At 68.8% G+C, this 23,515-nt stretch carries 25 protein-coding genes; 14 read left to right on the forward strand and 11 right to left on the reverse strand.

Going from position 1 to position 23,515, the window contains the following annotated elements; translation table 11 throughout:
* Positions 1-10: 10 nt before the first annotated feature.
* The 4 genes from E4M00_RS04150 to poxB form a co-directional block, all read right to left on the reverse strand.
* Positions 11-475 carry an SRPBCC family protein gene (locus E4M00_RS04150; RefSeq protein ID WP_135119257.1) on the reverse strand — a complete coding sequence of 155 codons (465 nt, stop codon included), beginning with the start codon at positions 473-475 and terminating at the stop codon, positions 11-13.
* Positions 472-843 (reverse strand): ArsR/SmtB family transcription factor, encoded by a 372-nt coding sequence (locus E4M00_RS04155; protein ID WP_135119258.1) that lies wholly within the window; start codon positions 841-843, stop codon positions 472-474. Before E4M00_RS04155 ends, E4M00_RS04150 begins: the two co-directional genes overlap by 4 nt.
* Positions 844-995: 152 nt before the next feature.
* Positions 996-1,478, reverse strand: coding sequence for a thioredoxin (gene trxA, locus E4M00_RS04160; protein WP_135119259.1), 483 nt, complete (start codon positions 1,476-1,478; stop codon positions 996-998).
* Positions 1,479-1,545: 67 nt separating this feature from the next.
* Positions 1,546-3,279, reverse strand: a complete 1,734-nt coding sequence (poxB, locus tag E4M00_RS04165) for a ubiquinone-dependent pyruvate dehydrogenase (protein ID WP_135119260.1) — start codon at positions 3,277-3,279, stop codon at positions 1,546-1,548.
* A gap of 163 nt (positions 3,280-3,442) precedes the next feature.
* On the opposite strand from poxB, the gene E4M00_RS04170 reads away from it, so the two are divergent.
* Together E4M00_RS04170 and E4M00_RS04175 are read left to right on the forward strand one after the other, a co-directional pair.
* Positions 3,443-4,609, forward strand: coding sequence for an LLM class flavin-dependent oxidoreductase (locus E4M00_RS04170; RefSeq protein WP_135119261.1), 1,167 nt, complete (start codon positions 3,443-3,445; stop codon positions 4,607-4,609).
* Positions 4,610-4,611: 2 nt separating this feature from the next.
* Positions 4,612-5,241, forward strand: coding sequence for an FMN reductase (locus tag E4M00_RS04175; protein ID WP_167756820.1), 630 nt, complete (start codon positions 4,612-4,614; stop codon positions 5,239-5,241).
* A gap of 66 nt (positions 5,242-5,307) precedes the next feature.
* Here the strand turns inward: E4M00_RS04175 and E4M00_RS04180 are convergent, their stop codons facing one another.
* Positions 5,308-5,511, reverse strand: coding sequence for a DUF5302 domain-containing protein (locus E4M00_RS04180; RefSeq protein ID WP_056163939.1), 204 nt, complete (start codon positions 5,509-5,511; stop codon positions 5,308-5,310).
* A 91-nt stretch (positions 5,512-5,602) separates the two neighbouring features.
* On the opposite strand from E4M00_RS04180, the gene E4M00_RS04185 reads away from it, so the two are divergent.
* Both E4M00_RS04185 and E4M00_RS04190 read left to right on the forward strand, forming a co-directional pair.
* Positions 5,603-6,079: a VanZ family protein gene (locus tag E4M00_RS04185; protein WP_240036842.1), complete on the forward strand. Its 477-nt coding sequence runs from the start codon at positions 5,603-5,605 to the stop codon at positions 6,077-6,079.
* A gap of 324 nt (positions 6,080-6,403) precedes the next feature.
* Positions 6,404-8,707, forward strand: coding sequence for a polyribonucleotide nucleotidyltransferase (locus E4M00_RS04190; RefSeq protein WP_135119263.1), 2,304 nt, complete (start codon positions 6,404-6,406; stop codon positions 8,705-8,707).
* Positions 8,708-8,808: 101 nt separating this feature from the next.
* On the opposite strand, the gene E4M00_RS04195 is transcribed toward E4M00_RS04190, so the two are convergent.
* Together E4M00_RS04195 and E4M00_RS04200 are read right to left on the reverse strand one after the other, a co-directional pair.
* On the reverse strand, positions 8,809-9,048 hold the full coding sequence (locus E4M00_RS04195) for a hypothetical protein (RefSeq protein ID WP_135119264.1): 240 nt from the start codon (positions 9,046-9,048) through the stop codon (positions 8,809-8,811).
* A complete protein-coding gene (locus E4M00_RS04200; protein ID WP_167756821.1) occupies positions 9,045-9,779 on the reverse strand; it encodes a winged helix-turn-helix domain-containing protein in 735 nt (244 codons plus the stop codon). Before E4M00_RS04200 ends, E4M00_RS04195 begins: the two co-directional genes overlap by 4 nt.
* Before the next feature lie 264 nt (positions 9,780-10,043).
* Between E4M00_RS04200 and E4M00_RS04205 the strand changes: the two genes are divergently transcribed.
* Genes E4M00_RS04205 through E4M00_RS04220 form a run of 4 tightly spaced genes read left to right on the forward strand, consistent with a single transcriptional unit; the run spans position 10,044 to position 13,569 of the window.
* A complete protein-coding gene (locus E4M00_RS04205; RefSeq protein WP_135119933.1) occupies positions 10,044-10,904 on the forward strand; it encodes an ABC transporter ATP-binding protein in 861 nt (286 codons plus the stop codon).
* Complete coding sequence (locus E4M00_RS04210; RefSeq protein WP_135119266.1) at positions 10,901-11,758, forward strand: ABC transporter permease; 858 nt, start codon at positions 10,901-10,903, stop codon at positions 11,756-11,758. Before E4M00_RS04205 ends, E4M00_RS04210 begins: the two co-directional genes overlap by 4 nt.
* Before the next feature lie 33 nt (positions 11,759-11,791).
* A complete protein-coding gene (locus E4M00_RS04215; RefSeq protein WP_240036843.1) occupies positions 11,792-12,961 on the forward strand; it encodes a sensor histidine kinase in 1,170 nt (389 codons plus the stop codon).
* Positions 12,958-13,569, forward strand: coding sequence for a response regulator transcription factor (locus E4M00_RS04220; RefSeq protein ID WP_135119267.1), 612 nt, complete (start codon positions 12,958-12,960; stop codon positions 13,567-13,569). The genes E4M00_RS04215 and E4M00_RS04220 overlap by 4 nt, the downstream gene beginning before the upstream one ends.
* Before the next feature lie 9 nt (positions 13,570-13,578).
* Here the strand turns inward: E4M00_RS04220 and E4M00_RS04225 are convergent, their stop codons facing one another.
* On the reverse strand, positions 13,579-14,046 hold the full coding sequence (locus E4M00_RS04225; protein ID WP_056163926.1) for an Lrp/AsnC family transcriptional regulator: 468 nt from the start codon (positions 14,044-14,046) through the stop codon (positions 13,579-13,581).
* A gap of 248 nt (positions 14,047-14,294) precedes the next feature.
* Between E4M00_RS04225 and pdhA the strand changes: the two genes are divergently transcribed.
* From pdhA to E4M00_RS04245, 4 genes are all read left to right on the forward strand, one after another.
* Complete coding sequence (gene pdhA, locus E4M00_RS04230) at positions 14,295-15,458, forward strand: pyruvate dehydrogenase (acetyl-transferring) E1 component subunit alpha (RefSeq protein WP_420813411.1); 1,164 nt, start codon at positions 14,295-14,297, stop codon at positions 15,456-15,458.
* Between the two features lie 2 nt (positions 15,459-15,460).
* Entirely contained in the window at positions 15,461-16,498 is a 1,038-nt protein-coding gene (locus tag E4M00_RS04235; protein ID WP_135119935.1) for an alpha-ketoacid dehydrogenase subunit beta, read from the forward strand.
* A gap of 2 nt (positions 16,499-16,500) precedes the next feature.
* Positions 16,501-17,919 (forward strand): dihydrolipoamide acetyltransferase family protein, encoded by a 1,419-nt coding sequence (locus E4M00_RS04240; protein ID WP_240036914.1) that lies wholly within the window; start codon positions 16,501-16,503, stop codon positions 17,917-17,919.
* Positions 17,920-17,995: 76 nt separating this feature from the next.
* Positions 17,996-18,301, forward strand: coding sequence for a 4a-hydroxytetrahydrobiopterin dehydratase (locus tag E4M00_RS04245; protein WP_135119269.1), 306 nt, complete (start codon positions 17,996-17,998; stop codon positions 18,299-18,301).
* Between the two features lie 57 nt (positions 18,302-18,358).
* On the opposite strand, the gene E4M00_RS04250 is transcribed toward E4M00_RS04245, so the two are convergent.
* The gene (locus E4M00_RS04250; RefSeq protein WP_135119270.1) at positions 18,359-19,093 is read right to left on the reverse strand and encodes an MBL fold metallo-hydrolase; all 735 of its coding nucleotides are present in this window, start codon (positions 19,091-19,093) and stop codon (positions 18,359-18,361) included.
* 107 nt (positions 19,094-19,200) lie between these two features.
* On the opposite strand from E4M00_RS04250, the gene E4M00_RS04255 reads away from it, so the two are divergent.
* Positions 19,201-19,770: a TetR/AcrR family transcriptional regulator gene (locus tag E4M00_RS04255; RefSeq protein WP_135119271.1), complete on the forward strand. Its 570-nt coding sequence runs from the start codon at positions 19,201-19,203 to the stop codon at positions 19,768-19,770.
* Positions 19,771-19,856: 86 nt separating this feature from the next.
* On the opposite strand, the gene E4M00_RS04260 is transcribed toward E4M00_RS04255, so the two are convergent.
* A complete protein-coding gene (locus tag E4M00_RS04260; protein WP_135119272.1) occupies positions 19,857-20,177 on the reverse strand; it encodes a hypothetical protein in 321 nt (106 codons plus the stop codon).
* A gap of 917 nt (positions 20,178-21,094) precedes the next feature.
* Entirely contained in the window at positions 21,095-21,757 is a 663-nt protein-coding gene (locus E4M00_RS04265) for a TetR/AcrR family transcriptional regulator (RefSeq protein WP_135119273.1), read from the reverse strand.
* A 102-nt stretch (positions 21,758-21,859) separates the two neighbouring features.
* Here E4M00_RS04265 and E4M00_RS04270 point away from each other — a divergent pair, with 102 nt between their 5' ends.
* Positions 21,860-23,515: a carboxyl transferase domain-containing protein gene (locus E4M00_RS04270; protein WP_135119274.1), complete on the forward strand. Its 1,656-nt coding sequence runs from the start codon at positions 21,860-21,862 to the stop codon at positions 23,513-23,515.

Raw genomic sequence — 23,515 nt, forward strand, 5'->3', positions numbered from 1 at the left:
TGATGCCGGATCAGGCGTCGAGAAGACGTCCGAGGCTGTCGAGCAGTTCGAGGGTGCCGAGTTCGCGCCCCCGCGGGTCGTCGAGTTCGTCGAAGAACACGCCGTACTCCGAGAGCGTGAGGTGGGTGCCCGTGCCGTTCGGGGCGAACTCGATCGACGCCAGCGACACCGAGAGCTTCTCGCCGTTGATGCGCATCTCGTAGTTGTAGACGATCCGCTCGTTCAGCGTGATCTCGTGATAGTACGCGTCGAAGCGGGACACGATGTCGTTCTTGTGGAAGCGCCCCTCGTTGTACTCGTGGCCGCCCTCGCGGAAGTCGAGACCGGTGCCGAGGTCCTCCCACTCGTCGGCCGGGCCTCCGAACCAGAGCGCCTTGGTGGCCGGGTCGGCGAACGCCTGGAACGCCCGCTCGGGCGGGGCCTTGTAGTCGCGTTCGAGGGTGAAGCTCGAGCGGATCAGGGTGCGTTCGGTCATGGGCGTTCTCCTGTCGGTGAGGTGGGTGATGGCGAGGGCGCCGGGTCGGGCCCGTCGAGCAGCAGGCCGAGGCGATCGAGGCGGCGCTCCCAGGTCGTGCGGCGTTCGCTGATCCAGTCCTCGACGCTGCGCAGCGCCTCGGGCTCGATCGAGCACGTGCGCACGCGACCCTGCTTCTGCGACGACACGAGACCGGCCTGCTCGAGCACCCGCAGGTGCTGCATGATCGCGGCGAGGGTGAACGCGAAGGGAGCGGCCAGGTCCGAGACTGACGCCGGGCCACGCGTCAGCCGATCGACGATGGCGCGACGCGTCGGATCGGCGAGCGCGAGGAACGCTTTGTCGAGGTCATCCGAATACTTAAGCACAGGCTTAAGTATCCACGGAAGCTCTCACCTGTCAACCGTCGGAAACCACAAAGCGAGGAGATCCTCCGTTCGAGCGAGGATTCGGCGGGCGAATCCGGGGCTCTGGCGGAGAATCTCCTCGCTCTCCCGGTGAAGGAGGAGTGGGGGGCGACTCAGCTCTCGGTGCGGGCGGCGGAGTCGAGCGCGTCGTCGGTCTCGGCATCCGCCGGCTGCTCCGACTCGGCGGACGACGCGGACTGCGTGGCCTGCTCGGCCTGCTGGGCGTCCCGCAGGGCCTTCTCCTCGGCGGCGATCTGCTCGTGAACGGCGGTCATGTCGAGGCCGCGCACCTGCTCGATGAGGTCGTCGAGCGTCGCGGGCGGCAGTGCGCCGGCCTGCGAGAAGACGCCGACGCCGTCCTTGAAGGCCATCAGCGTGGGGATCGACTGGATGCCCATGCCGCCGGCGATCTCGCGCTCGGCCTCGGTGTCGACCTTCGCGAAGGTGATGTCGGTGTGCTTCTCGGATGCCGCCTCGAAGGTCGGTCCGAACTGGCGGCAGGGGCCGCACCACTCGGCCCAGTAGTCGATCAGCACGATGCCGCCATCGGTGATCGTCTTCTCGAAGGTGTCCATGGTCAGGTTGACGGTAGCCATACCTCGAGTTTACGGGCTGTTTCCGAGGCATTCCTTGGGGGCCCGGCCCCCGATGAGCGATGTGCGATCAGTCGAACAGGCGCCGGAAGACGTTGGTGTCGGCCAGGTCCACGAGCTCGTCCGCACGGCCCGACATGATCGTGCGCAGCGCGTAGAGGGTGAACCCCTTGGCCTGGGCCGCCGTGACCGTCGGGGGGATCGACAGCTCCTGCCGAGCCGTCACGACGTCGACCAACGCCGGCCCGTCGTGTGCGAAGGCAGCGCGCAGTGCGCCCTCGAGGTCGTCGGGCTTCTCCACCCGCTGCCCGTGGATGCCCATGGCGTTGGCCACGTCGGCGAAGTTCGGGTTGACGAGCTCGGTGCCGAAGTTCACGAAGCCCGCCGCCTTCATCTCCACCTCGACGAAGTTCAGCGAGGAGTTGTTGAAGACCACGATCTTCACCGGCAGCTTGTTCTGCCGCAGCGTGAGGAGTTCGCCGAACAGCATCGCCAGCCCGCCGTCGCCCGAGAGCGCGACCACCTGGCGGCCGGGATCGACCGACTGCGCGCCGATGGCGTGCGGGAGGGCGTTCGCCATCGTCCCGTGGGCGAACGATCCGATGAGCCGCCGCCTCCCGTTCATCCTCAGGTAGCGGGCGGCCCAGACGACAGGGGAGCCGACGTCAGGGATGAAGACGGCGTCATCCGACGCCAGCTCGCTGACGAGTCGCGCCACGTATTGCGGGTGGATCGGCGCGCGGTTGCGGTCGTTGTCGGCGAGCTCGTCGAGCCCCTTCCGCGTCTTCCTGTAGTGCGCCGTCGACGAGTCGAGGTGCTTCGAGCTGGTCTTCGCCTCGAGCAGCGGCAGCAGGGCATCGACGGTGTCGGCGACGGTTCCGACGAGGCCGACGTCGATCGGGGTGCGCCGCCCGAGCTGCTCCCCTCGGATGTCGACCTGCACGATCTTCGCCTTGCCCGGATAGAACTGCGGATACGGGAAGTCGGTGCCGAGCATGAGCAGGGCGTCGCAGCTCTCCATCGCGCGGTAGCCAGAAGCGAAGCCGAGCAGTCCGGTCATGCCGACGTCGTAGGGGTTGTCGTACTCGATGAACTCCTTGCCGCGGAGGGCGTGCACCACCGGTGCCTGCAGCTTCTCGGCGATGGCGAGCAGCTGGGGGTGGGCGCCGTCGACACCGGCGCCGCCGAGGATCGTCACCTTCTTCGCGCTGTTGAGCACCTCCGCGGCGGATGCGAGCGCGTCGTCGGTGGGCAGCATCCGTCGGGGAATGGTGCGGATGGGAGCCGAAGGTCGGCGTCCGGCATCCTGCTGCAGGAAGATCTCGCCCGGGATGACGACGACCGCCACGCCGCGGCGCTCCAGAGCTGTGCGCATGGCGATCTCGAGCACGCGGGGGAGCTGCTCGGGCACGCTGACGAGTTCCGTGTAGACGCTGCACTCCCGGAAGAGGTCCTGCGGATGCGTCTCCTGGAAGTAGGTGCTTCCGATCTCGGATGCCGGGATCTGCGCCGCGATCGCCAGCACCGGGACCCGCGAGCGATTGGCGTCGTAGAGCCCGTTGATGAGGTGCAGGTTGCCCGGCCCGCAGCTGCCGGCGCAGACGGCGAGCTCGCCGGTGATGGCGGCCTCCGCCGCAGCCGCGAAGGCAGCGGCCTCCTCGTGACGCACGTGCTGCCACGCGACGGTGCCCGCACGCCGGAGCGCGTCGGTGAAGCCGTTGAGCGAGTCGCCCGGGAGCCCGTAGACCCGTTCGACTCCGGCATCCTGGATGATCTTCACCATGGTGTCTGCGATGGTCGGCATGGGACCCCTCTCGAAGGCGACGTTGCCTCCGACGCTACGCGCGCGACCGGGGCGGCAACAGGGCTTGCGCCGCCGGGAATAGATTCCGCAGGAGTAGGGTTTGATCCGATGTACATGCAAATGCATGGAAAAGAAGTCGAGAAGAAGGCCAGGAGGCCACGAAATGCAATTCGGAATCTTCACGGTGAGCGACGTCACCCAGGACCCCACCACGGGACGCACGCCGAGCGAGGGCGAGCGCATCAAGGCGATCGTGGAGATCGCCAAGAAGACCGAAGAGGTCGGGATGGATGTCTTCGCCCTCGGCGAGCACCACAACCCGCCGTTCTTCTCGTCGTCCCCCACGACCACGCTCGCCTACATCGCCGCGCAGACGGAGACGCTCCTGCTCTCCACGGCCACGACGCTCATCACCACGAACGACCCGGTGAAGATCGCCGAGGACTACGCGATGCTGCAGCACCTCGCCGACGGTCGCGTCGACCTCACCATGGGCCGCGGCAACACCGGCCCGGTCTACCCCTGGTTCGGCAAGGACATCCGCGACGGCATCGACCTCGCCCTCGAGAACTACGCCCTGCTGCAGAAGCTGTGGCGTGAGGACTTCGTCGACTGGCAGGGCAAGTACCGCACGCCGCTGCAGGGCTTCCAGTCCACTCCGCGCCCGCTCGACGGCGTCGCGCCGTTCGTCTGGCATGGCAGCATCCGCTCGCCCGAGATCGCCGAGCAGGCCGCCTTCTACGGTGACGGCTTCTTCGCCAACAACATCTTCTGGCCGAAGGAGCACTACATGCGCCTCATCGCGCTGTACCGCCAGCGCTTCGAGCACTACGGCCACGGCAGCGCCGACCAGGCGATCGTGGGCCTCGGCGGACAGGTGTTCATGGCGAAGAACTCGCAGGACGCGGTGGACCAGTTCCGCCCGTACTTCGACAACGCCCCGGTGTACGGCCACGGGCCGAGCCTCGAGGAGTTCACCGAGATGACGCCGCTCACGGTCGGCAGCCCTCAGCAGGTCATCGACCGCTACATGGCCATGCGCGAGTACTACGGCGACTACCAGCGCCAGCTGTTCCTCATGGACCACGCCGGTCTGCCGCTCAAGACCGTGCTCGAGCAGCTCGACATCCTGGGCGGCGAGGTGGTGCCCGTGCTCCGCAAGGAGCTCGACGCCAAGCGCCCGGCCCACGTGCCCGACGGCCCGACCCACGCGAGCCTCGTCGCCAAGCGCAACGCGGAGCGCATCGCGGCCCGCGACGCGGAGGACTCCGACACCCCCTCGAGCAAGAAGTCCGGCGCGGCCTTCGGCCTCGCCACCAAGGGAGCCTGATCATGACCATACGCAAGCTCACAGTGCTGGCCGCAGGCCTCAGCCAGCCGTCGTCGACGCGTCTTCTCGCCGATCGGCTGACGGATGCCGTGGTCGCGAGACTGCGCGACGTGCACGGGGTCGACGTCGAGCTGAACGTCGTCGAACTCCGCGACGTCGCCAAGGACGTGACGAACAACCTGATCACCGGCTTCCCGAGCCCGAAGCTCGAGAGCGTGATCGAGCAGGTCACGCACGCCGACGGCCTCATCGTGGCGACGCCGATCTTCTCGGGCTCGTACAGCGGCATGTTCAAGTCGTTCATCGACGTTCTCGACCCGAAGTCGCTCGACGGCATGCCGGTGCTCCTCGGAGCCACCGGAGGCACGGCGCGGCACTCGCTCGCCATCGAGCACGCGCTGCGCCCGCTGTTCAGCTACCTGCACGCGGTCGCGGTTCCGACGGGCGTCTACGCCGCCGCCGAGGACTGGGGGAGCAGCACGGACTCCGTCGGCGCCCTCACCTCCCGCATCGAGCGGGCCGCAGGCGAGTTGGCGGCGCTGGTGGCGGTCTCCGATCGCTCGCAGCAGATCCGCGATCCCTTCGCCCTGGACTCCTCGTTCAGTGTGACGGGCGGCTTCAGCGCCGCGTAGCACCGATACAGAACGCCCCCGCTCCTCATCGAGGAGCGGGGGCGTTCTGCTGTTCGTGTCGAGGGATCAGCCGCTTTTGCGACGGAACTCCTGGCGGGTGTCGGCATTGCCGTGCGTGTGGGTGACGGCCGAGTGGCCGTCGAGGTGAGCCTCGCCGCTGGCCTTCTTGGCCTGGTCGTTCTTCTTGTCGAGGGCCTCGCGGAACTTGCGCTTGGTCTCATCCGAGGCACTGGGAGCGCCCTGGGCGGTGGAGTCGTCTTCGGTACTCATAGGGTCAGTCTAGACAGCGCCCTCGCCGACGCGACAGCGCCCGGTCGGCCGCCCGGGGGAGTTCCCAGCCCGACTACGACAGGATGAACGGATGCTGCACCGCCATCCCATCCTCGGGATCATGACCATCGCCTACCTGGCCTTCGTCGGATGGATCACCCTCACCCCGCAGCCGTACGACGGACGCACGGCGAGCGTGCTCGACCGCTTCCTCGACTTCTTCGCCCGCCACGACGCCACGGACTGGATCACCTTCGACAGGGTGGAGGCGGCCGCCAACGTCGTGATGTTCGTGCCCGTGGGCCTGTTCTTCGTGCTGCTGTTCGGCCGCAGGCTGTGGTTCCTCGCCATCATCGCCGGCGCCCTGTTCTCGATCGGCATCGAGTACGTCCAGCTGGAGTTCCTGCCGAGCCGGGTCGCCGACGTGCGCGACGTCATCACCAACACCGGCGGAACGATCATCGGGGTGCTGGTCGGGCTGGTCCTCAGCTGGCCGAAGGCCCGCCGCATCCGTCGCGACAGACGCGCCGTCACCGAGGCCCAGCGGACGCGCCGCCTGGCCTCCTGAGGGTGCGTCCGGCCCCTCTGGTAGAGTTGATCCGGTAGCTCGAGGGTTGCCGCCCGTTCCGACTGCCATCTGGCATGATGCATCCGTTGCACGGATGCGAGAACGGACAACTCAATATCGAGCACTGACGGAGCAGGCTGGCAGAAGCTGGTCCCCTGTGGTGGATTACCATCCCGCCTCATTCGAGGCGTGCGCATGGTGGACTTCTACTGGTGGCCAGCACGAGGATTTCACATGAAGCCCTTAGTTCTGCCTGTTCCCCTGCTCCGGAGTATGAGTCGTGCCCACACGGGGCTTGCGACGTAAAACAAAGGAGAAGACCTCTTGGAAGGTCCTGAAATCACGTTCGCCGAAACTGTCATCGACAATGGCAAGTACGGCACCCGCACCATCCGCTTCGAGACCGGCCGTCTCGCCCAGCAGGCCCAGGGGTCTGCAGCCGCGTACATCGACGAAGAGACCATGCTGCTCTCCGCGACCAGCGTCTCCAAGCAGCCGAAGGACAACTTCGACTTCTTCCCGCTCACGATCGATGTCGAAGAGCGCATGTACGCCGCCGGCCGCATCCCGGGATCGTTCTTCCGTCGCGAGGGTCGTCCCTCGACCGAGGCGATCCTCACCTGCCGTCTCATCGACCGCCCGCTGCGCCCGTCGTTCGTCGACGGACTCCGCAACGAGATCCAGGTCGTCGTGACGGTCCTCGCCATCGCACCCGACGAGCTCTACGACGTTCTCGCCATCAACGCGGCTTCCATGTCGACGCAGATCGCCGGCCTGCCGTTCTCCGGCCCGATCGGTGGCGTTCGCGTCGCCCTCGTTCCCGGTGAGCACGGAGGCGGCCAGTGGGTCGCCTTCCCGAAGCACTCGCTTCTCGAAGAGGCCGTCTTCAGCATGGTCGTCGCCGGTCGCGTCATCACGGATGCCGCTGGCAACGACGACGTCGCGATCATGATGATCGAGGCCGAGGCCACCGACAACTCGTGGAACCTCATCCAGGGCGGCGCCATCAAGCCGAACGAAGAGGTCATCGCCGAGGGCATCGAGGCGTCGAAGCCGTTCATCAAGCAGCTCGTCGCAGCTCAGGCATCCGTCGCCGCCCAGGCGTCGAAGCCCACCGCCGACTTCAAGCTGTTCCCGCCCTACGCGCAGGAGACCTACGACGCCGTCGCGGAGATCGCCTACGAGGAGCTCAAGGGGATCTACCAGATCGCCGACAAGACCACGCGCCAGAACGCCGATGACGAGCTCAAGGGCCGCGTCAAGGAGGCCATCGCCGCCAAGGTCGAGGCCGGAGAGCTCGACGCCTCCGCCAACAACCAGGTGAGCGCCGCCTACAAGTCGGTCACCAAGCTCGTCGTGCGCTCGCGCGTGCTCAACGAGGGCGTGCGCATCGACGGCCGCGGTCTGGCGGACATCCGTCCGCTCGACGCCGAGGTCGCCGTCATCCCGCGCGTTCACGGTTCGGCCATCTTCCAGCGCGGAGAGACCCAGATCATGGGCATCACCACGCTGAACATGCTGAAGCTCGAGCAGCAGATCGACTCGCTCGGCCCGGTCACCAAGAAGCGCTACATGCACAACTACAACTTCCCGCCCTACTCGACCGGTGAGACCGGCCGAGTCGGTTCGCCGAAGCGTCGCGAGATCGGGCACGGCGCACTCGCCGAGCGCGCCCTCGTGCCCGTGCTGCCGTCGCGCGAGGAGTTCCCTTACGCCATCCGTCAGGTGTCCGAGGCTCTCGGCTCCAACGGTTCGACGTCGATGGGTTCCGTCTGCGCCTCGACCCTCTCGCTGCTGAACGCCGGTGTGCCCCTCAAGGCCCCCGTCGCCGGCATCGCGATGGGCCTCATCTCCGACACCGTCGACGGCCAGACCCGCTACGCGGCGCTGACCGACATCCTCGGTGCTGAAGACGCCCTCGGCGACATGGACTTCAAGGTCGCCGGTACCAGCGAGTTCGTCACCGCGATCCAGCTCGACACCAAGCTCGACGGCATCCCGGCCTCTGTTCTGGCCGCCGCCCTCAAGCAGGCGAAGGACGCCCGCACGACGATCCTCCAGGTTCTGAACGCGGCGATCGACGCTCCCGACGAGATGGCACCGACCGCGCCCCGCGTGATCAGCGTGCAGATCCCCGTCGACAAGATCGGCGAGCTGATCGGCCCGAAGGGCAAGACGATCAACGCCATCCAGGACGAGACCGGCGCCGACATCTCCATCGAGGAGGACGGCACCGTCTACATCGGCGCCGTCGACGGACCGTCGGCCGAGGCCGCTCGTGCCCAGGTCAACGCCATCGCGAACCCCACCAACCCGGAGGTCGGCGAGCAGTTCCTCGGAACCGTCGTCAAGATCGCCGCGTTCGGTGCGTTCGTCTCGCTCCTCCCCGGCAAGGACGGCCTGCTGCACATCAGCGAGGTTCGCAAGCTCGCCGGTGGCAAGCGTGTCGAGAACGTCGAAGACGTGCTGGGCGTCGGCCAGAAGATCCTCGTGGAGATCACGAAGATCGACGACCGTGGAAAGCTCTCCCTCGCGCCCGTCGTGGCCGAGGACGCCGACACCGAGGGCAGCGCTGCACACAGCGAAGGCCCCGTCGAGCCTGCTGAAGGCGCCGACGTCGAGGCGTAGTCAGCCCTGGTTGAACGAACGGATGCCCGTCCCACTTCGGTGGGGCGGGCATCCGTCGTTTCGCCGGTCGCGCCGTCGGCTCGGTTGCTCGGCGCGCGCCTTCAGCCCAGGGGCAGGAAGGTCGACGAGCGGATGAGGGCGTCGCGGTCGTCGAGGGCGGCCTGCGCCAGGCGTTGGTGCCGCATGGTGCGCAGCATCCGTTCCCGGTCGTTCAGTCTGTGTGCGCGCCGGCGACCCCAGGTCTCGAGCGTGCGTCCGACCCTGACGGCGAGTCCGGAGAGCACACCGGGGAGACGGATGTCGCTCACGGTGTTCGTGCTGGATGCTGATGCTGCGGTCATGATGGCTGCTCCTGTTCCGGTGTCGTGGTGTTCTGGTTCGTGGTGTTCTGGTTCGGGCGAGTGCCCGGTCGTCTCCTGCTGTCGTCCGTCTCCGTCGGCTCGCCGCGGACCAGCGGGAAGGCGTTCACGTGGATCTGCACCGGACGCGAACCCGGGGAGGGGTTCTGCTTGTAGGCGTCGATGTACTTCCACAGCACGGTGTCGAAATCGACGATGAGCTGGTGCAACTGTTCCGGGGTCAGCCTGAGATTGGTGGTGTCGCTTGCAGCGATGCTCAGCCACTCCTGGCCGAAGACGCTCTCACCCTCGGCGAGGTACTCGTGGAAGTTCGCCTCGCGCGATCGCATCCACTCGTCGGTGATGAGCTGCGTCGCGAGCCGCTCCGGGCTGGCAGGCGGGAGGGAACTCGGCTCCGGCGTGGCGATCGACCCCGGACGACGCTCCCACCAGCGCTCGCGCGCCGTGCCGAGGCTCTCGTCCTCGCGAACCAGTCCAGCCTTCTCGAGCTGCCGCAGGTGGTAGCTCATGACCCCGCTGGACTCGCCGATGCGGGTGGCGAGCCCGCTGGATGTCAGGGGGCCGTATGCCGAGAGCTCGTCGAGGATGCGCACGCGTAGAGGGTGAGCCAGTGCCCGGAGCGCGGTCGCGTCGAGCACGGCGTCGCGGCCGGGGTGCTGCGTGCTGCTCTGCTGCGCGGTGCGCTTCTCGCGGTCGTTCTCGGCGTTGGTCATGATGCAAAGATACTCTTGCAAAGAAGTATTTGCAAGCATGTGTTTGCACTGCGCGCTGGCGACCGGACGGCGAGCGTGACGGATGTCATGGTCGGGTCGTGACGGACGTGTGAGGCCGGACCCACGCGCGGCGGCGAACATCGAAGAGTGGACACGACAGAACTCACCCCGACGGGCACGGCGGCATCCGCCTCGGCCCCCGCTCGGCCTTCGGGCCGCCAACCGGTCGCAGCCGGCCCCCTCGCCATCGAGGCGGTCGCACTCATGAAGAGCTTCGGCTCGGTGCGCGCCGTCAACGGCATCGACCTGACGGTGAGGCCGGGGGAGATCATCGCCTTCCTCGGCCCGAACGGTGCCGGCAAGACGACGACCATCGACATGCTGCTCGGCCTCGGCAAGCCGGACTCCGGCACCGTCAGCATCTTCGGTCGCTCGCCTCGAGCCGCCATCGCCCAGGGGCACGTCTCGGCCGTGCTCCAGACCGGGGGCCTCCTCAAGGACCTCACCGTGCGCGAGACCGTGCGGCTGACAGCCACCCTCTTCGCCGACCCACGCCCGGTAGACGAGGTGCTCGAGCGTGCCGGCATCGCCGACATCGGCGATCGCATGGTCGTCAAGTGCTCCGGAGGCCAGCAGCAGCGGCTGCGCTTCGCGATGGCCCTGCTCTCCGACCCGGGCCTGCTAATCCTCGATGAGCCGACCACGGGCATGGACGTCACCGGACGCCGCGACTTCTGGAACGCCATCCGAGCGGATGCCGCCCGGGGCCGCACAGTGCTCTTCGCCACGCACTACCTCGACGAGGCCGACGCCTACGCCGACCGCATCATCCTGGTGCGGCAGGGCCGCATCGTCGCAGACGGAACCGCCGCCGAGGTGAAGAACCTCGCCTCGGGACGCACCATCCGCGCGACCATATCCGGTGTCGACGAGAGCGAGCTGGCCGCCATCGCCGGCGTGGAGACCGTCGAGCGGCATGGCGACTCGTACTCTCTCACCACGCGCGACTCCGACGCCGTGGCCCGCCATCTGTTCACGGCGACCGACGCCTACGACGTGGAGATCACGTCGCACGGCCTCGAGGACGCCTTCATCGCCCTCACAACGGAAGGCAGCGCATCATGACGAACCTCGACGCCGCGCAGGCGGCATCCGTCGCGGAGAGGATCACGGCGAGGCCGCTCGACCCGATCACGCTCGACCGCAGGGTGCCGCCGTTCGGCAGCTTCAACATCACGTTCCTCGGCATCGAGCTGCGACGGAAGCTGCGCAACCGGCGCACGATCATCTTCACGATCATCTTCCCGGTCGGCATGTTCTTCCTCTCGGGCTACCCGAACCACGACATCCCGCTGACCGCGGTGCCGATCGCCCAGGGCGGCCTCAGTGTCGCCGCCTACATCATGGTGTCGATGGCGCTCTACGGCGCCATGATGTCGGCGACGGCAGCCGGGGGAGCCGTCGCTGTCGAACGCGCGCAGGGGTGGAGCCGGCAGCTGCGACTCACGCCCCTGAACCCGGTGGCGAACGTGGCGACGAAGATCATCGCCGGCCTGCTCCTCGGTCTGATCGCCGTCGGTGCGACCTACCTGGCGGGTGCGCTCTCCGGCATCCACATGTCGGCGGCGCAGTGGCTGTCGTCGGGCCTCGCCAGCTGGCTGCTCGGCTCGACGGTGTTCACGGCGCTCGGCCTCATGGTCGGCTACATGGTGCCGAGCGAGAACGCGATGCAGTTGACCAGCCTCGTGGTCGTGTTCTTCTCCTTCGTGGGCGGCCTGTTCTATCCGCTCAGCATGATGCCCCCCGTGGTGCAGGCCATCGCGGCATGGACCCCGGTCTACGGCATCGGGGAGATCGCGCGGGCTCCGCTGACCGGGTCGGGCTTCGAACCGCTGGCCATGATCAACGCGATCGCCTGGCTCGTGATCTTCTCGCTCGGCACCATCCTGCTGTTCCGTCGCGACACCAAGCGCGTCTGAGCGCCGCTCGTGACGCTGGCTAGGGTGAGAGACGTGAGTAAGGCAGAACTGCCCTTCGGCGGACCGGGGTGGCCGGTCACGACGCCGTCGATGGCACCGACGACGATGGGTTCGGTCAGCGGCATCCTGCGCTCCCGCGGCGCGGTCAGCTGGTACGTCGGCGCTGTGTTCTCCGGGCTGTGGCTGGTGGGGGTGGGATTCTCCATCGCGCAGTACACCGAGTCCGCTCTGTCGCTGGCTCTCGGCATTCTGGCGCTGTTCGTCTACTGGGTGGGCTTCGCGATCGCGGCACCGCTGCAGTGGGTCCTGCCCGTCGGGCACCGCCTGGTCGTGGGGCTGGCGCTGTTCGCGCTGTCGTTCACGCTCTGGCCGTGGCTCGGCCTCGGGGTGCACAGCATCTGGACCTACGTCGGCGTCATCGTGGGAATGGGCGTGCTGCGCTGGCGCACCACGTGGGGCATCATCCTCGGCCTCGGGCTGCTCGCGGGCATCTTCGGCTACCTCCAGTTGGGCTGGGACACGGACGTGCTCATCTCGCCGGCCATCATCATCTCGATCTCGATGATGATGGCATCGTTCGCCCGGGTCATGGCGGCGATGAACCAGTTGCGGGCGGCCCAGCGCGAAATGGAGATCATGGCCGCAGGCAAGGAACGCGATCGCGTGGCCCGCGACATCCACGACATCCTCGGCCACTCGCTCACGGTCATCACCGTGAAGGCCGAGCTGGCCGGACGCCTGCTCGACGTCGACGTCGAGCGCGCCCGGACCGAGATCGGCGAGGTCGAGGCACTCGCCCGCGGGGCGCTCGCCGACGTGCGCACCACTGTGGCGGGTTTCCGTGGCGTGAGCGTGACCGCCGAGCTGGCCGCGGCGCGTTCGGCTCTGGCGAGCGCCGGCATCCGTTCCGAGTTCCCATCGAGCACGGATGCCGTGCGCCCGGAGCACCGTGAACTGGCCGGCTGGGTGGTGCGCGAAGGGGTGACGAACGTGATCAGGCACTCGGGCGCCAGCGTGTGCCGGGTGCGCTTGGAGCCGGGACTGATCGACATCGCCGACGACGGCGGTGGCGTCCCGCCGACCGAGGCGCCGAGCAGTTCGACCGGTCTCAACGGACTGCGCGAGCGCGTCGAGGCAGCCGGGCTCCGCCTCACGACCGGTCGCTCCGACCTCGGCGGCTTCGAACTGCGGGTGAGCGCATGATCCGCCTGCTCATCGCCGACGACCAGGCGCTCGTCCGCGGCGCTCTCTCGGCCCTGCTCGGGCTCGAGCCCGACATCGAGGTAGTGGCCGAGGTGGGGCGCGGCGATGAGGTGGTCGCGGCGGCCATGGGCGCCAGCCCCGACGTCGCCCTGCTCGACATCGAGATGCCGGGGCTCGACGGCATCGCAGCGGCGTCCCTTCTGCGCGAACGGATGCCGCACTGCCGCGTCATCATGGTGACGACGTTCGGCCGCCCAGGCTACCTGCGCCGGGCGATGCAGGCCGGAGCGTCGGGGTTCGTCGTCAAGGACACCCCGGCTGCGCAACTCGCCGATGCCGTCCGTCGGGTGAGCCAGGGATTCCGGGTCGTCGACCCCAGCCTCGCGGCCGAGTCGCTCACCCAAGGCGACTCGCCGCTCACCGAGCGGGAGACCGACGTGCTCTCCGTGGCTCGCGCGGGCGGCTCGATCACCGACATCGCCGCCATCCTGCACCTCTCCGAGGGCACTGTGCGCAACCACCTGTCGAGCATCATCGGCAAGACCGGCGGACGCAATCGAGCGGATGCCGCTCGCATCGCAGAGGCCAACGGCTGGCTCCTCGGCTGACCGTCGCGCCTACTCCAGCGCGCGGTCGAGCAACGGGCGCAGGCGGAACGGCACCAGCTCGCCCATCGAGAGGCTGGTCTCGGTGCGCTCGACGCCGTCGATCGCGAGAATCTCGCCGTCGATGCGGAACAGGTGCTCCGCATCCGTGCACACCACCTGCACGAGCAGATCGATCTGTCCGCTCAGTCCGTGGGCCTGGATCACCTCGGGGATCGCGGCGATGGCCTCGACGATGGCGCCCAAGGACTTCTGCTGCACGTGCACGGCGATGAAGGCCGACAGCGGGTAGCCGAGCGCTGTCGCATCGATGCGCCGTTCGAGCGACTGCAGCACGCCCGAGGTGGCAAGACGGGCGAGCCGTGTCTGCACGGTGTTGCGCGAGAGTCCCAGACGGTCGGCGATGGCGACGGCGGTGGCGCGCGGGTCATCGCTCAGGGCGCGGAGCAGGTGCACATCGGTGGCGTCGATCGGTTGCATGATGCGCAACGATAGCAGCGGCATCCGATGTCGGACAGTGCAACATGCTCAACGGCATCCGCAATGATTGTGCCGGATGCCCAGTGGGCTTATCTTGGAAGCATCATCCGCAGTGTCGCGGATGGTCGACCGGCAGTGCTCACGAGGCCTCGCCGTTCGCGGTCGCGACAGAGAAGGTTGCGCAGACGATGACGATCCACCAGTCACTTCCGCCGCTCATCGATGCGAGCTCAGTACCCTCCGATGCGATGGTGCAGCTCATCACCCCCACCGGCGCCCGCCGCCAGAACCCCGTCTTCGATCCCTGGGTCGCCTCCCTCACTCCCGACGAGCTACGCGGCCTGTACGAGGACATGGTCGTCGTTCGGCGAACGGATGCCGAGGCCACGGCCCTGCAGCGCCAGGGCGAACTCGGACTCTGGCCGCCGGTACTCGGTCAGGAGGCCGCGCAGATCGGCTCGGGCCGCGCGCTCCGCCACGACGACTTCGTCTTCTCGAGCTACCGCGAGCACGGCGTCGCGTACTGCCGCGGGGTGAAGCCCGCGCAGGTGACTCCGGTGTGGCGTGGGGTGGCGGCCTCGGGCTGGAACCCCTACGACGTGAACATGGCGGCTCCCCAGGTGATCATCGGGGCGCAGACCCTGCACGCCGTCGGCTACGCGATGGGCGTTCAGAACGACGGCGACGACGCCGTGGCCATCGCCTACTTCGGCGACGGCGCCACGAGCGAGGGCGATGTGAACGAGGCCATGGTCTTCGCCGCCAGCTTCCAGGCTCCGGTCATCTTCTTCTGCCAGAACAACCAGTGGGCCATCTCCGAGCCCGTCGGACTGCAAGCGCAGCGCAGCATCGCAGACCGGGCGCCCGGCTTCGGAATCCCGAGCCTCCGCGTCGACGGCAATGACGTGCTCGCCGTGATGGCAGCGACCCGGGTGGCGCTCGATCGGGCGCGCACCGGAGGCGGGCCCACGTTCATCGAGGCCGTGACGTATCGCATGGGTCCGCACACGACCGCCGACGACCCCACCCGCTACCGGCCCCAGGGCGAGCTCGAGGAGTGGCGCGCGAAGGACCCGATCGCACGCTTCGCCGCCTTCCTCACTGAGGCCGGGATACTCGACGACGCGTTCGCGGCCGCCGTGGCCGAGAAGGCCGACGCCGTCGCCATGGAGCTGCGCACGGCCTGCATCGCCCTCCGTGACCCTGCTGCGCTGACGGTGTTCGACAACGTCTACGCCGAGCCGAACTCGACGATCGACAGGGAGCGTGATCAGTACACGCGATACCTGGCGATGTTCGACGACGGCGAGACGGATGCGGCAACCGCGACCGCGGCATCCGGAACCGCATCCGGCGCTGCAGCTGCCACCGCGCCCGGCGCCGCACCCGCCACCGAGGGGACGGACCGATGACCATGCTCGATGCTCCCGTGGACACCCAGACCCTCACGCTCGCGAACGCGATCAACGCCGGTCTCCGCCGCGCCCTCCACGACGACGACAAGGTCGTGCTGCTCGGCGAGGACATCGGCACGCTCGGCGGCGTCTACCGCGTGACCGACGGGTTGCAGCGGGAGTTCGGCGCCCGCCGCGTCGTCGACACGCCTCTCGCGGAGGCCGGCATCCTCGGCACGGCCGTGGGCCTCGCCTACCGCGGCTACCGGCCCGTGTGCGAGATCCAGTTCGACGGCTTCATCTACCCGGCCTTCGACCAGATCGTGGCGCAGGTGGCCAAGCTGCACTACAGGACGCAGGGCGCGGTGCGCATGCCCATCACGATCCGGGTGCCGTTCGGCGGAGGGATCGGGGCGGCGGAGCACCACTCGGAGTCGCCCGAGGCCTACTTCACGCACACCTCCGGACTCCGCGTCGTCGCCGTGTCGAACCCCCAGGACGCGTACACGATGATCCGCCAGGCCATCGCGAGCGACGATCCCGTGCTCTACTTCGAGCCCAAGCGCCGCTACCACCAGAAGGCGCCCGTCGAACTCGACGGCTCGCTGTCGCTCACGGAGCCGATGGGGTCGGCGCGCGTGGTCGTGCCCGGCGACGACGTGACCCTGCTCGCCTACGGTCCCCTCGTGCAGACGGCGACGGATGCCGCCCGCGCGGCCACGGCCGACGGCATCTCCGTCGAGGTCATCGACCTGCGCTCGCTGGCGCCGGTCGACTACGCGACGATCGAGGCCTCGGTGCGCAGGACCGGGCGCCTCGTGATCGCCCACGAGGCCGGATCGCAGGGCGGAGTGGGCGGAGAGATCGCCGCGAGCGTCACCGAGCGCTGCTTCAGCTATCTCGAGCACGCGCCGGTGCGAGTCACCGGTTTCGACGTGCCCTACCCGCCGTCGAGGCTCGAGGTGCACCACCTGCCCGGCCTGGACCGCATCCTCGACGGCGTCGACCGCGCCCTCGGGCGCAGCAACTCGCTGAGCGAGCTGGAGGCGGGCTGGTGAGCGTGCTCATGGACTTCCGCCTGCCCGATCTCGGCGAGGGACTCACCGAGTCCGAGATCGTGAACTGGCACGTCGGCGTCGGCGACACGGTGACGCTCAACCAGGTGATCGCCGAGGTCGAGACCGCCAAGGCCATCGTCGAGCTGCCGTCGCCCTACGCCGGCATCGTGGCGCGACTCTACGCCGAACCCGGAGTGACGGTGAACGTGGGGGAGCCGATCGTCGCATTCGAGGTGGAGGCCTCGGCGGGGCTCGTGGGCTCTCGGGCGACGGATGCCGCTCCCGATGCCGCATCCCGCGGAACCGCGGAGTCGCCGGCGCCGAACCTCGTCGGGTACGGCGCCCGGGCGGAGAGCGGCGTGCCGCAACGCCGTGCGCGCCGGGCGGGGAGCGAGTCGCCGAGCGTGCAGGTGGTAGCGGCTCCGGCTCCGGTCCCGGATCCAGCCCCGGTTCTGGCCGCTGTTCCGTCATCTGCGGCTCCGATGCCGACGCCGACGGCAGCATCCGCGGCCCCGGTCGACCGTCCTCGCTCGACGCCGCCGGTGCGCAAGCTCGCCCACGATCTCGGAATCGATCTGGCGCAGCTCGCCGGCACGGGGGATCATGGACTCATCACCCGTGAGGATGTGGAAGCCGCCGCATCCGCGATGACCTCAGGGGTCGGAGAAGTCCCGGACCGACCGGCCCCTGAGCCCTCGTCCCGCGCCGCTTCCGGTGCTGCCCGCGAGACGCGCACCCCCATCCGCAGCGTGCGGAAGCACACGGCGGCCGCCATGGTGCAGAGCGCGTTCACGGCACCGCACGTCACGGAGTTCCTCACGGTCGACGTCACGGCCACGATGGAGCTGCTCGCGCGCCTCAAGCAGGATCGCTCCCTCGCCGAGCACCGCATCGGCATCCTCGCGATCGTGGCCAAGGCCCTGTGCATCGCCGTTCGCCGCAACCCGTCGGTCAACACGCACTGGGACGATGTGGCGCAGGAGATCGTCGAGTTCCACTACGTGAACCTCGGCATCGCGGCCGCGACCCCTCGAGGGCTGGTCGTGCCGAACATCCCGGATGTCGGCGACCTCACGCTGCCGGAGCTCGCCGACGCCCTCGCCGCATTGACGGCGACGGCCCGCGACGGTCGCACCGAGCCCGCGCGCCTCAGCGGAGGCACGATCTCGATCACCAACATCGGCGTCTTCGGCATCGACGCGGGCACTCCCATCCTGAATCCGGGTGAGGCCGCCATCCTCGCGATGGGTGCTGTGCGCCGGGAGCCGCGGGAGCACGAGGGCGGCATCGCGCTCCGCGACGTGATGACGCTCAGCCTGTCCTTCGACCACAGGCTGGTCGACGGAGAGCAGGGATCGCGCTTCCTCGCCGACATCGGCATGATGCTGCGCGATCCGGCCCGGGCGTTCGCGATGGTGTGAGGCATCCGTCGCCCGGGAGTCGGCAGGCTGTGGAGACCGCTCCCCAGCAAGCGCCTTGGGGGAGGAGTATGACCCCATGGCAACCCTGGACCCCTCCGACACGGCCGCCGAACTCGACGGCACCGCCTTCACCCACGAGGACGACTCGCTGACCGCGTCGTTCTCCACCGCCGACTTCGCGAGCGCCGTGCGCCTGCTCGACGCCGTCGCCGTGGTGGCCGACGAACTCGATCACCATCCCGACGTGCTCGTCGGCTACGGCTCGCTCGTGTTCGACCTCACCTCGCACGACGCCGGGGGAGTGACGGCGCGCGACGTGAGGTTGGCGAAGCGCATCCAGGCTCTCGCCGACGAGCAGGGAGCGACGCCCGCGGTCGCGTAGTCGCGCTGCTCGCTCCTTCGCTCGCTGCTGCGGCGAGCGGCGGACGACCTGCGAGCGTCAGGACGTGTGGGCTGAGCCGGCGGATGCCGCAGCCCGAACCTGCCGGACCACCTCGTCGCTGCCTCCACGCCACGGAGCCCCGTGCCCGGGCAGCACCCAGGTGGCGCCGAGTCCCTCGAGGTGCGTGAGCGAGTCGATCGCCTGCGCCGGCTCGTCGGTGAACGGCGCCGGCTGAGGCCCGAGGGTTCCCGTGAGCACGTGGCGCGTGGTGAGGGCATCGCCGACGAAGAGGGCGCCGACCGACGGAACGTGGATGGCGACGCTGCCGGCCGAGTGCCCGGGCAGGCCGATGATGCGCGGCGCGCCCGGCAGGTCGAGGACATCGCCGTCGGCGATCGTCGTGACCTCGCGCAGGTAGGTGGTGCGCAGCCCGCCCTTGCGAGCGGCGTACCAGAAGAAACTCGTCACGCCTCGAAGCCGCATCCGCCCCCACTGGGCCTTCGGCTTGTACTCGCCTCGGGCTCGGGCGGCATCCGCTTCGTGCACGTAGACGGGAACGCCCTGCTCCCGGCGCAGGCGTTCCGCGAAGCCGATGTGGTCGCTGTCGCCGTGCGTGAGCACGAGCCCGCGCACGTCGCCGAGTCCGCGACCCAGAGCGGCGAGCTCCGTCTCGAGCTCGCGCCAGTGCCCGGCGAGACCGGCGTCGATGATCGTCACGCCGTCCTCGGTGTCGATGAGGTAGGCGGCGACGATGTCGTTGCCGATGCGGTGCAGTGATGGTGCGAGTTGCATGTCGAGAGATCCCTCCGAATGTGTGATGATCGTCCTGATGGCTATGCTACGTAGCCTTGATGGCTAAAGTCAATAGCTATCAGATACGCACGATCGAAGGAGAACGGATGCCGACCCCCGACCGCACCTCGCTCGAGGCCATCATCGCCGCCGGCCGCGAGATCCTGCGCGCCGACGGGCTCCCCGGACTCACCATGCAGGCCGTCGCCCAGCGCGTCGGCGTGCGCGCACCGTCGCTGTACAAGCGAGTGCGCGGACGTGACGACCTGCTTCGTCTCGTGGTCGAAACATCCCTGCACGATCTCGATGCGCGTGTCGACGCCGCCCTGGCCACCACCGGGGAAGCGGGCCCCGGCGACCCGAGCGCCGACCTGGTCGAGCTCGCCCGCACCATGCGCACCTTCGCCCGCGAGAACCCGGCCGAGTACCGCCTGATCTTCGCCGAGGTTCCGGATGCCGCCCAGGCGAGCGCCCTGGAGCGCTCGAGTGCCGCCGTTCTGGCCGTCGCGGAGCGGCTCGTCGGCCCTGACGACGCCCTGCCCGCGGCGCGCACCATCACCGCGTGGGCGAACGGCTTCATCACCATGGAGCTCTCGGGAGCGTTCCGCCTCGGCGGCGACGTCGACGAGGCGTTCGAGTACGGGGCCCGCCACATCGCCGCAGCGCTCGCCGGCTGAGCGACGGCCGTCCGCGCTCGTCACCCGCACAATTCAGGCCGCATCCGTCGCCACGCCGAAGGTGCAGCGCAGATCTACGGCGTGTCTCAGTTCCGGCCTGAAATGTGCGCGAGTTCGGCGTCGGAGAGAGGGACGCCCCGCGAGTGGCGCAGCTCGCGCAGGGCGATGGCATCCTCGACGACGCGCACGACCGTCGCCCAGGTGGACTTCCAATGGGTGTGGATGTGTGGGGGATTGACCGTGAGCATCATCATTCCCAGGCTCTGCGCTCCCAGTACGCGCCCGGTATCCCTGAGCACGGCTTCGTTGCCGCCGTGGAACTCCAGCCCGTTCACCTCGAAGCCGACGCAGTCCTCGATGATCCCGTCGAGATGTCCGATCCCGTGAATCTCGGGCTGCGCGATCACGGAGTATCCGCCTCGGCGGACGCGCGTTATGAAGATCGACTCCCAGCCGGAGTCTGCGTTCGGAGTGATCTCGTCCATCAGACGGTGAAGTCGGCGCGGTAGCAGTGCAACCACCCGGTCGACTTCCAGTCTCTTCAGCACTCCCCGCCGGAGGATCGAATCGAGGCAGGCTATGGCGTGCTCGTCGTTCTGGCAGAGAAGCGCCTGTGCGAGAGCCTGGTGAGGGGACACGATCCAGTCCAGCCCGCCAACGCCGGGGACGGTCGCCCAATGGATGAGCGGCGCACCCGGCCTCGCCAGTCGTACGCCGCCTTCCGGAGTGAGTTGCGGGCTGATCGACGGATGCCACACACCCGCCGCGGCGCTGTTCGCTCGTCGACCGTCGTCCAGTCTCAGGCGGGCCGCGTTCGATGCGACGTGCACGTGGAGCCGATCACCGTCGCCCGACCAGACGCCCCAGCGGCGAAGAGCGCTCACGCATCCGATCCGTCCGCCCAGAGCGACTGCCCGCAGCTGATCGGCATCCGCCTTCGGCGTGGCGAACCACCCTCGGCGGACCCTTGTCAGCCCTCCCAGGCTCAGCGCTCTCTCGATGTCCGGGCGCCGAAGCCCGTGACGGGCGAGCGTGCTCGTCTGTGCGACCTGACCGAGGGAATCCATGAGCGTCTGGATCGTCGACATGGGGTGAGAGTGCCCGACCGCGAGCGGCGTCGTCCTGTGCGAGCGGACATCTGTGGGCGGTCACGCCTCTTGGTCGCGGGCGAAGGAGCGCCAGCTGCGACCCCTGCTTCCGCGCAATTCAGGATGGATTGCTCAACACGCCGCTGATGGCACCGGTGCCGCGGCGTGTCGCCGAAAGCAGCCTGAACTGCGCAGGACAGGGGGCGCGTGAGTGGCGCGGCACTGCGCCGCCGCCGCTACGCCTCCAGCGACGCCAGCGCCATCTGCTCCAGCGCCCCGCGCACGACGGCATCGGCGGGCTGGCGGGTGCCGGTCCGGGCGCTGTGCGGCGTCGAGTTCATGAGGCCGAACGCGGCGTGGGCGCGCACCCTCAGTTCGGCATCCGTTCGCGACGGGTGCAGTAGGGCGAGCACGCCGACCCACAGCTCGACATAGCGACGCTGTAGGCTGCGCACCGAGTGGCTGTCGGACGCGGCGAGGCTCGCGATGTCGCGATCCTGCACGAGGATGACGTCGGCGTTGCCGAGCGCGAAGTCGACGTGGAAGTGCACGAGGGCGGCCAGTGCGTCCGAAGCCTCGGGGCTCGCCGACACCACGGCGCGACCACCGTCGAGCAGGCCGGTGCTGGCGTCGACCAGGATGGCGGCGAGTACCGCCTGCTTGCCGGCGAAGTGCCTGTACACGGCGGGGCCGCTCACTCCGGCGGCGGCTCCGAGATCGTCGATCGAGACGCCGGCGAATCCGCGCTTGGCGAAGAGGGCGGCGGCTGCCGTCAGCAGGGTGCCACGGCGATCGGCCTTCGCGCGCGCCCGCTCGGTGGGAACGGCGGCGCTCGCCCGCGCCCGCTCGGTGGGAACGGCGGCGCTCGCCGGAGCCGTGCTCGGAGGGGTGCTTGCCATTTCAGTTAACGCTCGCTAACGTTGAGTCCAGTTAGTGAACACTAACCGAAAGCACGCGGAGCCCACAAGGAACCGCGCCGTCGATGGAGACGAGACCCCCGGATGCCGCCACCCACCAGCGCTCCCAGCACGACCGCCGCGAGCAGCCCAACAGGCACCCGCACCCCCGCAGAAGCCAACGCCGCGGCCCAGAACGCCCTCGTCGCCGAGCTGCACGCCCGCCTCGCCACGGCGGCGGAGGGCGGCAGCCAGTCCTCGCGCGACCGTCACACCCAGCGCGGAAAGCTCCTGCCCCGCGAGCGGGTCGACACGCTGCTGGACGACGGCAGCCCCTTCCTCGAGATCGCGCCGCTCGCCGGCGACGGCCTCTACGACGACGCGACGCCGGCGGCCGGCCTCATCGCCGGCATCGGCCTGGTGCACGGGCGCCACGTGCTCGTCATCGCCAACGACGCCACCGTCAAGGGCGGCACCTACTACCCGATGACGGTCAAGAAGCACCTGCGCGCGCAGGAGATCGCCTTCGAGAACCGCCTGCCGTGCATCTACCTCGTCGACTCCGGCGGCGCCTTCCTCCCGATGCAGGATGAGGTGTTCCCCGACCGCGACCATTTCGGGCGCATCTTCTTCAACCAGGCGCGCATGTCAGCCGCAGGCATCCCGCAGGTCGCCGCCGTGCTCGGCTCGTGCACGGCCGGTGGCGCCTACGTTCCCGCCATGAGCGACGAGACCGTCATCGTGCGCGGGCAGGGCACCATCTTCCTCGGCGGCCCTCCGCTCGTGAAGGCGGCCATCGGCGAGGTCGTCACCCCCGAGGAGCTCGGGGGCGGCGAACTCCACGCCCACACCTCGGGCGTCACCGACCACCTCGCCGAGAACGACGAGCACGCCCTCGCCATCGTGCGCGACATCGTGGCGACGCTGCCGCAGCCGGCGGCATCCGCGTGGCCGGTGATCGAGTCGATGCATCCGGTGACGGATGCCGACGACCTCGCCTCCGTGGTGCCCGTCGACGTTCAGCAGCCCTACGACGTGCACGAGGTGATCGCCCGCATCATCGACGCGCCCACCGACGACTCCGACACGGCCACGGCCTTCCACGAGTTCAAGAAGGAGTACGGCGACACTCTCGTCACGGGCTTCGCCCACATCCACGGCCACCCGGTCGGCATCGTCGCCAACAACGGCGTGCTCTTCAGCGAATCGGCCATGAAGGGCGCGCATTTCATCGAGCTGTGCGACCAGCGCGGCATCCCGCTGGTCTTCCTGCAGAACATCTCAGGCTTCATGGTGGGCCGCGATGCGGAGGCCGGAGGCATCGCCAAGCACGGCGCGAAGATGGTGACGGCCGTCGCGACGACGCGGGTGCCCAAGCTCACGGTCGTGATCGGCGGCAGCTTCGGAGCAGGCAACTACTCGATGTGCGGCCGGGCCTACTCGCCCCGCTTCCTCTGGATGTGGCCGAACGCCCGCATCAGCGTGATGGGCGGCCCACAGGCGGCCTCAGTGCTCGCCACGGTCAAGCGCGACCAGCTCGAGGCCCGGGGGCAGGACTGGTCGGCCGACGACGAAGCCGCCTTCACGAGCCCCATCCGCGAGCAGTACGAGACGCAGGGCAGCCCGTACTACTCCACGGCCCGCCTCTGGGACGACGGCATCATCGACCCCGCCGACACGCGCACCGTGCTCGGCCTCGCCCTCGACGTGTGCTCGCGCACGCCGCTGCCCGAGCCGCGCTTCGGCCTGTTCCGGATGTGA

The sequence above is a fragment of the Orlajensenia leifsoniae genome (assembly GCF_004570845.1).
Lineage (GTDB): Bacteria > Actinomycetota > Actinomycetes > Actinomycetales > Microbacteriaceae > Orlajensenia > Orlajensenia leifsoniae.

Excerpts from the sequence above, each read along its gene's own strand:
- E4M00_RS04235 (WP_135119935.1), top strand. The coding sequence starts at position 15,461 with ATGCTCGATGCTCCCGTGGACACCCAGACCCTCACGCTCGCGAACGCG.
- E4M00_RS04180 (WP_056163939.1), bottom strand. The coding sequence starts at position 5,511 with ATGAGTACCGAAGACGACTCCACCGCCCAGGGCGCTCCCAGTGCCTCG.
- E4M00_RS04245 (WP_135119269.1), top strand. The coding sequence starts at position 17,996 with ATGGCAACCCTGGACCCCTCCGACACGGCCGCCGAACTCGACGGCACC.
- E4M00_RS04225 (WP_056163926.1), bottom strand. The coding sequence starts at position 14,046 with ATGCAACCGATCGACGCCACCGATGTGCACCTGCTCCGCGCCCTGAGC.
- E4M00_RS04265 (WP_135119273.1), bottom strand. The coding sequence starts at position 21,757 with ATGGCAAGCACCCCTCCGAGCACGGCTCCGGCGAGCGCCGCCGTTCCC.
- E4M00_RS04210 (WP_135119266.1), top strand. The coding sequence starts at position 10,901 with ATGACGAACCTCGACGCCGCGCAGGCGGCATCCGTCGCGGAGAGGATC.
- E4M00_RS04250 (WP_135119270.1), bottom strand. The coding sequence starts at position 19,093 with ATGCAACTCGCACCATCACTGCACCGCATCGGCAACGACATCGTCGCC.
- pdhA (WP_420813411.1), top strand. The coding sequence starts at position 14,295 with ATGGTGCAGCTCATCACCCCCACCGGCGCCCGCCGCCAGAACCCCGTC.
- E4M00_RS04150 (WP_135119257.1), bottom strand. The coding sequence starts at position 475 with ATGACCGAACGCACCCTGATCCGCTCGAGCTTCACCCTCGAACGCGAC.
- E4M00_RS04255 (WP_135119271.1), top strand. The coding sequence starts at position 19,201 with ATGCCGACCCCCGACCGCACCTCGCTCGAGGCCATCATCGCCGCCGGC.
- E4M00_RS04170 (WP_135119261.1), top strand. The coding sequence starts at position 3,443 with ATGCAATTCGGAATCTTCACGGTGAGCGACGTCACCCAGGACCCCACC.
- E4M00_RS04205 (WP_135119933.1), top strand. The coding sequence starts at position 10,044 with ATGAAGAGCTTCGGCTCGGTGCGCGCCGTCAACGGCATCGACCTGACG.
- E4M00_RS04195 (WP_135119264.1), bottom strand. The coding sequence starts at position 9,048 with ATGACCGCAGCATCAGCATCCAGCACGAACACCGTGAGCGACATCCGT.
- E4M00_RS04270 (WP_135119274.1), top strand. The coding sequence starts at position 21,860 with ATGCCGCCACCCACCAGCGCTCCCAGCACGACCGCCGCGAGCAGCCCA.
- E4M00_RS04200 (WP_167756821.1), bottom strand. The coding sequence starts at position 9,779 with ATGACCAACGCCGAGAACGACCGCGAGAAGCGCACCGCGCAGCAGAGC.
- trxA (WP_135119259.1), bottom strand. The coding sequence starts at position 1,478 with ATGGCTACCGTCAACCTGACCATGGACACCTTCGAGAAGACGATCACC.
- E4M00_RS04185 (WP_240036842.1), top strand. The coding sequence starts at position 5,603 with ATGCTGCACCGCCATCCCATCCTCGGGATCATGACCATCGCCTACCTG.
- E4M00_RS04175 (WP_167756820.1), top strand. The coding sequence starts at position 4,612 with ATGACCATACGCAAGCTCACAGTGCTGGCCGCAGGCCTCAGCCAGCCG.
- E4M00_RS04220 (WP_135119267.1), top strand. The coding sequence starts at position 12,958 with ATGATCCGCCTGCTCATCGCCGACGACCAGGCGCTCGTCCGCGGCGCT.
- poxB (WP_135119260.1), bottom strand. The coding sequence starts at position 3,279 with ATGCCGACCATCGCAGACACCATGGTGAAGATCATCCAGGATGCCGGA.